Raw genomic sequence first — 6,941 nt, 5'->3', positions numbered from 1 at the left:
GATGAACCCGACGGTCGACGTGCTGGAAAAACGCATCGCGGCACTCGACGGCGGTGCAACGGGACTGTGCTTTGCATCCGGACAGGCGGCGATCACGGCGGCAGTTTTGGCGATCGCACACAGCGGTCAAAACATTGTCAGCAGCACTTCGCTGTATGGCGGAACATGGACGCTGTTCACGCAAACTCTGAAGAACCTCGGCATCGAAGTTCGCTTCTTCGATCCGGATCACCCGGAACAAATCCACGGCTTGGTCGACGAAAACACTCGTCTGGTCTATATGGAGAGCATCGGCAACCCACGAAACGACGTGCCTGACTTCAAGGCGATCGCCGACGCCGCTCACTCGGCACCACACGGGGCGATCCCAGTGTTGTGCGACAACACCGTAATGACGCCTTACTTGTTGCGTCCGATCGATCACGGAATCGACATCGTGATCTACAGCACGACGAAGTTCTTGGGCGGACACGGCACTCACATCGGTGGCTGCATCGTCGACAGCGGAAACTTCAAATGGGCCGACCAACCTGAAAAATGGCCTGAGTTCTGCGGCCCCAGCCCTTCCTACCATGGTGCCGTTTTCGAAGAGCATCTGCGTGGCATGGGCAACATCGCTTACAACGTTCATATCCGCACCCACTGGTTGCGTGATACAGGTGCAGCGATGAGCCCGTTTGCGGCGTTCCTGTTCCTGCAAGGCATCGAGACACTTCACCTCCGCATGCCTCGCCACTGCGAAAACGCGATGAAGGTTGCTGAGTTCCTGGAAGCTCACGACGCAGTCGAGTGGGTCAATTACCCCGGATTGAAATCGCACTCTCACAACAAATTGGCTGAACAGTATCTCACCAATGGCAAAGGCGCGATCCTCGGCTTTGGTATCAAGGGTGGAATGGAAGCGGGCAAGAAATTCATCAACGCCTGCCAACTGTGCTCTCACTTGGCCAACATTGGTGACGCGAAAACGTTGGTCATTCATCCCGCCAGCACCACGCACCAACAGCTCGCCGAAGACGAGCAACGTCGTGCCGGCGTCAGCCCCGAGTACATTCGTGTTTCGGTTGGGATCGAAGACATCGACGATATCCTCGATGACCTGAAACAGGCTCTTGCTGTTGCGACCGCGTGACCCCAAAAGCAATCGAAACGTTGCTTCCGAACAACTGATCCTCCCGCGAAAAAACTTCCGGGAGATACACTCGGGTAACGATGTTCGAAAGCCAAGCTTCCATGGGTGAGCCTTCCAACGAAGATCTGTCCAGCACCGATGACGTGCGGACCGACGCGCCATTGGCGTACGCGAAGTACGTGACGTTTGACCAGCCGCTGCCGCTTGAACGCGGTGGCGAACTGCCGGAAGTGCGATGCTGCTACGAGACGTGGGGCACGCTGAACGACGATGCATCCAATGCCGTGCTGGTCTGCCATGCTGTGTCGGGTGACTCGCACGCGGCTCGCCACGATGAAGACGACCAACCGGGTTGGTGGGACGGCTTGATCGGCCCCGGACTGCCGATCGACACGGACCGGTTGTTTGTGGTCTGCCCCAACGTTTTGGGCGGTTGTCGCGGCAGCACCGGCCCGGGCGATGCGGATCCGACCTCGCCCGACGGCACGCCCTACGGTGCCAACTTTCCACGGATCACCATCGGCGACATCGTCGAAGCTCAAAAACTCTTGGCTGACCATTTGGGAATCCGCCAGTGGCGAGCCGTGGTCGGCGGTTCACTGGGCGGTCATCAAGTCTTGCAGTGGATCAATCGCTATCCCGATGCGGCGAAAACCTGCGTCGCCATTGCGACCTCTCCACGACTCAACAGCCAAGCACTCGGGTTCGATGTCATCGCTCGCAATGCGATCCAAACCGACCCACACTACGCCGGGGGCCAGTACTACGACAAAGACCAACGCCCGGACACGGGTCTGGCGATCGCGCGGATGCTGGGCCACATCACCTATCTTTCCGTCGAAGCGATGGAGGCCAAGTTCGATCCCGATCGCCATGATCCGCGGCAGATCGCATCGCAATTCGAACAACGATTCAGCATTGGTTCTTACTTGGCCCATCAAGGTCAAAAGTTCACAACTCGCTTTGATGCAAACAGCTACGTGACTCTGTCGATGGCGATGGATCTGTTCGACCTAGGCGGCACGCGGCTGAAGTTGATGGAAACGTTTGACGAAGCAACTTGCGATTTCCTGCTTATCAGTTTCAGCAGCGATTGGTTGTTCCCGCCTGCTCAATCCAGAGAAATCGTCAACGCTCTGACCGCTTTGGACAAACGTGTCACCTACGCAGAAATCACCACCAACGCTGGCCACGACGCATTCTTAATCGCGAAAGACATTGCGACTTATGGACCTTTGATCCGTGAACGATTGAGAGACACGGAAACGCACCCCGCGGTCCCATCGGACATCACGCTGAACGTGGACGAAGAATCAATCTTGGAGATCATTCCCGCCGGATCCAGCGTGCTGGACCTCGGTTGCGGCAACGGACAACTGCTTGCCGCAATTCGCGATCGACATCGCACACCAGCGCCGGCAGCAACGACGCATCGACTGATGGGAGTCGAGGTGGCTCAGGAGAACCTTCTGGCAACCGCGATGCGAGGCATCGACGTGATCGACTACGACCTCAACCACGGACTGCCCGCGTTCATCGACGACCAGTTCGACTACGTGATCCTCAACGCGACTTTGCAAGCCGTCGAGAACGTGGTGGAACTGCTGAACGAGATGCTGCGGGTCGGCCGACACGCCATCATCAGCTTTCCAAACTTTGCGTATCGCCAACTCAGAGATCACTACGTGACACATGGGCGATCGCCGAAAGCACCCGGCGAGTTTGACTTCGATTGGCACAACACGCCCAACCGACGCTTCCCCACGATCGCCGACGTTCGCGACCTCTTGGGCCAACTGAACGTCGTGATCGATGAAGAAGTCTTCTGGGATGTTGACCGAGGTCAACGCATTGAACCCGACAACGATCCCAACCTGAATGCCGATACCGCGGTGATTGCTTTTCACCGCGAAAAACGCTGAATTTGGTTCGCACTGAACCCGGGCGACGAGCGTCGCCCGAAGGTCAATCGATCAAAATTCGGTGTCGATAATTTCACGTGCGGCACGAGTACCCAAGGCACCCCAAACGCCGAACGGTGACTTCGAACCAGGCGTCAAGAACCCACCACCTTCGCGAACCTGAGCGCTGTTGCTGTTACCAGCTTCGATCGAATCGGTGATGAACTTCACCGCACCATCGCACATCAAGACGTGAACTCCGCCTTGGTGACGACTGCTGGGGGTGACATCGCCTTCGCGTTCTTGGTTGCCTTGGAAACAAAGCTCATCGTTGGGTGCCAAGACAGTGACGAAACCGGTGTACAACGGACGAGCGAGAGCCCATTTGAAACCGCGACGCTGCTCCGCATCTCCTGTGAACGGTGTTGAGCCATCGTTCCGCCAGAACTGAGGACGCTCCACATCGATGTACTGTCGGCATGACAATGCATTGTTTTCTCGCCAAACCTCAACGGGGCTGTCGACGGCATGCGAACGCGTGTCGAAGTCGCCCAAGTCGGTGATGATCTCGCCCATGGCGAGAGTATTGGACAAACCATCGAGGATGTCGCGGAACTTCGTCTGCGTTCGTGGAATGAAAGCACCACGACAAGCACTTTGTTGATAAACACGCAAACCACGACTGGTACCGTTATCAGCGGTGTCCCCCACATCGCACAGCGTCCCAGAGTCACCCAGGCAAACGGCATAGTTCGTGCGACCATGAGCGGGCAAGCCAACTCCGGGATCGCTGGGGGCAACGGAAACTCGGAAGGTTGGTCAGCCACGGGTCGTAAGGAATCGCGGCGTGGTCGGCCAACTGACGGTTAGGCCACGGCCCCATCGCTTGGAAACCGGTGTCAGTGGGATTGCTAATCACTTCCCACAAACCTTGCTGCTCAATGAATGGCAACATGCCAACCAGAGCGGACAAGTCCGATCGGTTTCCGCCGGGCGGGTTGATTCCTGTGTCTGGTGGATACTGGGTGTACGTCCCCGATCCATGCTTCGGCATCGCGTTGTATGCCGAGTGATAGTTGTGCATCGCCAAGCCGAGCTGCTTGAAGTTGTTGCTGCAACTCATTCGTCGAGCGGCTTCACGTGCCGCTTGCACGGCGGGCAAAAGCAAACCGACCAGAACGCCAATAATGGCGATCACTACCAGCAACTCCACCAACGTGAAGCCCTGGCGTTTTCTTTGAGAACTCATTGAAAATGACCTTGAGAAGAGAAGATGCCTGATGAAATGACAAAGCGAGACTCGCGAATCACGAGTGCCAATGGGAAGCCACTAAGGCTTGGTTGGATCTGATGGAGAAACCTCAGGTTTGGGCTCTTTGAGCTCAGGGTTCGCATCCAAGAATTGGGTCAACTCATCAGTTGAAGTGGCTTCCGGCTTGGATTCAGCGCAACCACTGATCGCAGCTACGCCAACCAAAGCGGCCAGACCGAATGCTTTAGAACGACAAAACTTCATAGACTTAACTCCATAGATTTACGTTCGATCGTGACATGATCCGATCGACAAAAATTTCTTATTTTCTTTGGTCACACAGCCACTCGGCGAAAAGAGAACGCAAGATTGGCCGGAGGGTGAAAAGCAACTAATGAGCAGGAATCATGCTCAATACGCACGATTAATCAATACATTTCCACATTAACGTGCAAATATTACATCTTTTCGGCCAGCACTCACCCCCAAAACCGCAACGACTTCATGAAGATTGCGTGGGGCAAGTTTGAACCAGACGGATCGGTCTGACCGAAGACGCTGGTGAAACACCCGTGCCATAAACGCACGAGCGGAACGAAACCCCCTCTGCCAACGAGAAAGAAAACGCCGCAAAACAGGCCTATAGACAGACTCAGCAACTTAGAGTCATGAACCTGTTCTGCGGCGATCGGAATACGTTTTCGATCAGCTTTGCTTTTTGTCGGCGATCAGGATGACTCGATCTCCGATTTTGACCGGAACCCCGGTGACGGTGACTTCGTCGCCCTCACTCGGCTTTTTCGCCTTCGATGCGAGGCCCATGTCGACGGTCATCATCTTGTCGCTCTCGGTTTTCAACTTGACGACTAAGTGTTCTTTCCCGCGAACCGTGGCGGTCTTGGTTGACTGCACCTCACCGGTGTACCGACTGCCAGATCGTTCCACCTTGTACATCCCATGCTTCGGCAGATCGATTGCGGTCGCCACCAGCACTGTCTTGTCGCCTCGTTTTACCATTGGTCCATAGAAGGTGGCTTCGTCATCTTTGAAGAGCTGAACTCCCGTTGCATGTCCGCCGAGATCGATCCAAATATCTTTCCCGTCTTGTGATTTAACCTGCATCATCATCGAGTACTCGTTGCCTCGTTGAACGGTCCTGATATCGCGAACCGTGCCCTTCACCTCGTGGCGTTTCCCACTCAAACCGTCTTTGACGGACTGGGCGATCTTGGATGGAGGAACGGCGTTTTTGGACGTGCTGCCGAGTTCCGAGTAGTCATAGTTTTCATACAAACCATCGCCATCTTCGTCGTCGTAAGTGACGTAGGCGTCGTTCAGGGAATCACCGTCGCTATCGATGTACCGGGTCGATCGCTCGTACGTGCCGTCTTCGTCACGATCCTCGTACGACACATAGCTCTCGTTGTAGTCCTCGCCATAAAAAGTGTCGGCGGGAATGATCAATTGATCGTTGTCTGAATCGCTGCTTGTGCGAGCATCTTCATAGGAAAAGATCTCGTCATCCCAACGTCCGATGGCCTCGTCCGTTGGGTTGTAGTCGTTGCCGTCGAACCATTCCGAGATGTCGTACCAAGCGTCGTCTTCGACTTTGCTGCCGCGGTCTTCGGCGTCAAAGTCCCCGGTTTGCCCCATCGCGACTGGTGTGCAGGCAAGCGGGAAAGAGACAGCGGCGGTCGCGACCAAAGAACGAAGAATTGGTTGTTGGCGATGGAGGAATTTCATGAGGTGAACCTTTTGTTTGGTGTTGTTGAGTCCCCGCGACTGCCGCGGACCGACATTGAAAACACCACCAAAGGAGGCAAACGGCGCGCCACCTTCGCCGCTTAAGGCTGCATGACAGACCTCACGCGACTGCACCACCCGATCTCGCACCACTGCGGTCGCCTAGCGATCAATTCACCTCGTCATCTCAATCCGATTCGTCCCTGAAAATGCTTGCATCCCTGCGGCATCCCGCATCAAATCGGGCGGCCAGACGGTTTGCCGTGTGCTGAACCGACCGGTAGACTCCCGCGATTATGCCTTTTTGCCGCTAACAAGAGATTGCGAGCATGAGCTTTGGAGCCGGTGCAGACACGCAATTCGATACCATGCGCGGTCGCGAATTTCCTGCGATTCGTCAATTCACCATTTTCCTCGAGAATCGGGTCGGGCAATTGCTCGAAGTCGTGCGTCGATTTGAGGGGACTGGGATTCGAATCGTGGCCCTATCGATCAATGACGCGGCGGAATGTGCGTTCGTTCGCTTTCTCATCAGTGACGCGGATCGCGGCCGAGAGATTCTCGAGCGAGCCGGGTTGGCGATCATCGAGTCCGATCTGGTTGGCGTCGAGCTTCCCGAAGGTCCTCAACCTTTGCTTCGAGTTTGCACGGCGTTGCTGCAGGCAGAGCTGAACATCATTCAAGCGTACCCGCTGTTCATGCGTCCGCACGGCAAACCAGCGGTCGCGATCATGGTCGAGAACATTGACTTGGCGATGAAAACGTTGACGGAAAAAGGTTTCCGAATCATCACCGAAGATGACTTGGACGCGGACAACCTTCCGCCGCAAGACATCTACTGAGTCGGAATGCCTTCTCAGGCCAAACCGCACGATGGTTGATCACTCCGTACGATGGCCTTCCAAGGCCGTCG

Annotated in this window: 4 protein-coding genes and 1 pseudogene; 3 read left to right on the top strand and 2 right to left on the bottom strand. The window is 55.7% G+C overall.

Annotated elements, in window-relative coordinates; genetic code table 11:
* The coding region (locus B2R17_RS05450; RefSeq protein WP_286763166.1) for an O-acetylhomoserine aminocarboxypropyltransferase/cysteine synthase family protein at positions 1 to 1,132 on the top strand (1,132 nt) is incomplete at its 5' end.
* Positions 1,133 to 1,233: 101 nt separating this feature from the next.
* Positions 1,234 to 3,054, top strand: a complete 1,821-nt coding sequence (metX, locus tag B2R17_RS05445) for a homoserine O-acetyltransferase MetX (RefSeq protein WP_286763165.1) — start codon at positions 1,234 to 1,236, stop codon at positions 3,052 to 3,054.
* A 51-nt stretch (positions 3,055 to 3,105) separates the two neighbouring features.
* Here the strand turns inward: metX and B2R17_RS05440 are convergent.
* Both B2R17_RS05440 and B2R17_RS05435 read right to left on the bottom strand, forming a co-directional pair.
* A pseudogene (locus B2R17_RS05440) lies at positions 3,106 to 4,282 on the bottom strand (DUF1559 domain-containing protein).
* Between the two features lie 708 nt (positions 4,283 to 4,990).
* Complete coding sequence (locus B2R17_RS05435) at positions 4,991 to 6,028, bottom strand: hypothetical protein (protein ID WP_286763164.1); 1,038 nt, start codon at positions 6,026 to 6,028, stop codon at positions 4,991 to 4,993.
* Positions 6,029 to 6,357: 329 nt separating this feature from the next.
* Here B2R17_RS05435 and B2R17_RS05430 point away from each other — a divergent pair, with 329 nt between their 5' ends.
* Positions 6,358 to 6,870 carry an acetolactate synthase gene (locus tag B2R17_RS05430; RefSeq protein WP_037251950.1) on the top strand — a complete coding sequence of 171 codons (513 nt, stop codon included), beginning with the start codon at positions 6,358 to 6,360 and terminating at the stop codon, positions 6,868 to 6,870.
* Positions 6,871 to 6,941: the final 71 nt, after the last annotated feature.

It is taken from the genome of Rhodopirellula sp. UBA1907 (genome assembly GCF_002337565.1).
Taxonomy (GTDB): Bacteria; Planctomycetota; Planctomycetia; order Pirellulales; family Pirellulaceae; genus Rhodopirellula; species Rhodopirellula europaea.
The sequence above is the reverse complement of the archived record's forward strand: the minus strand, read 5'-3'. Positions and strand labels throughout refer to the sequence as shown.

What these genes read in the sequence shown, in the direction of transcription:
- metX (WP_286763165.1), top strand. Translation starts at nt 1,234, where the DNA reads ATGGGTGAGCCTTCCAACGAAGATCTGTCCAGCACCGATGACGTGCGG.
- B2R17_RS05435 (WP_286763164.1), bottom strand. Translation starts at nt 6,028, where the DNA reads ATGAAATTCCTCCATCGCCAACAACCAATTCTTCGTTCTTTGGTCGCG.
- B2R17_RS05430 (WP_037251950.1), top strand. Translation starts at nt 6,358, where the DNA reads ATGAGCTTTGGAGCCGGTGCAGACACGCAATTCGATACCATGCGCGGT.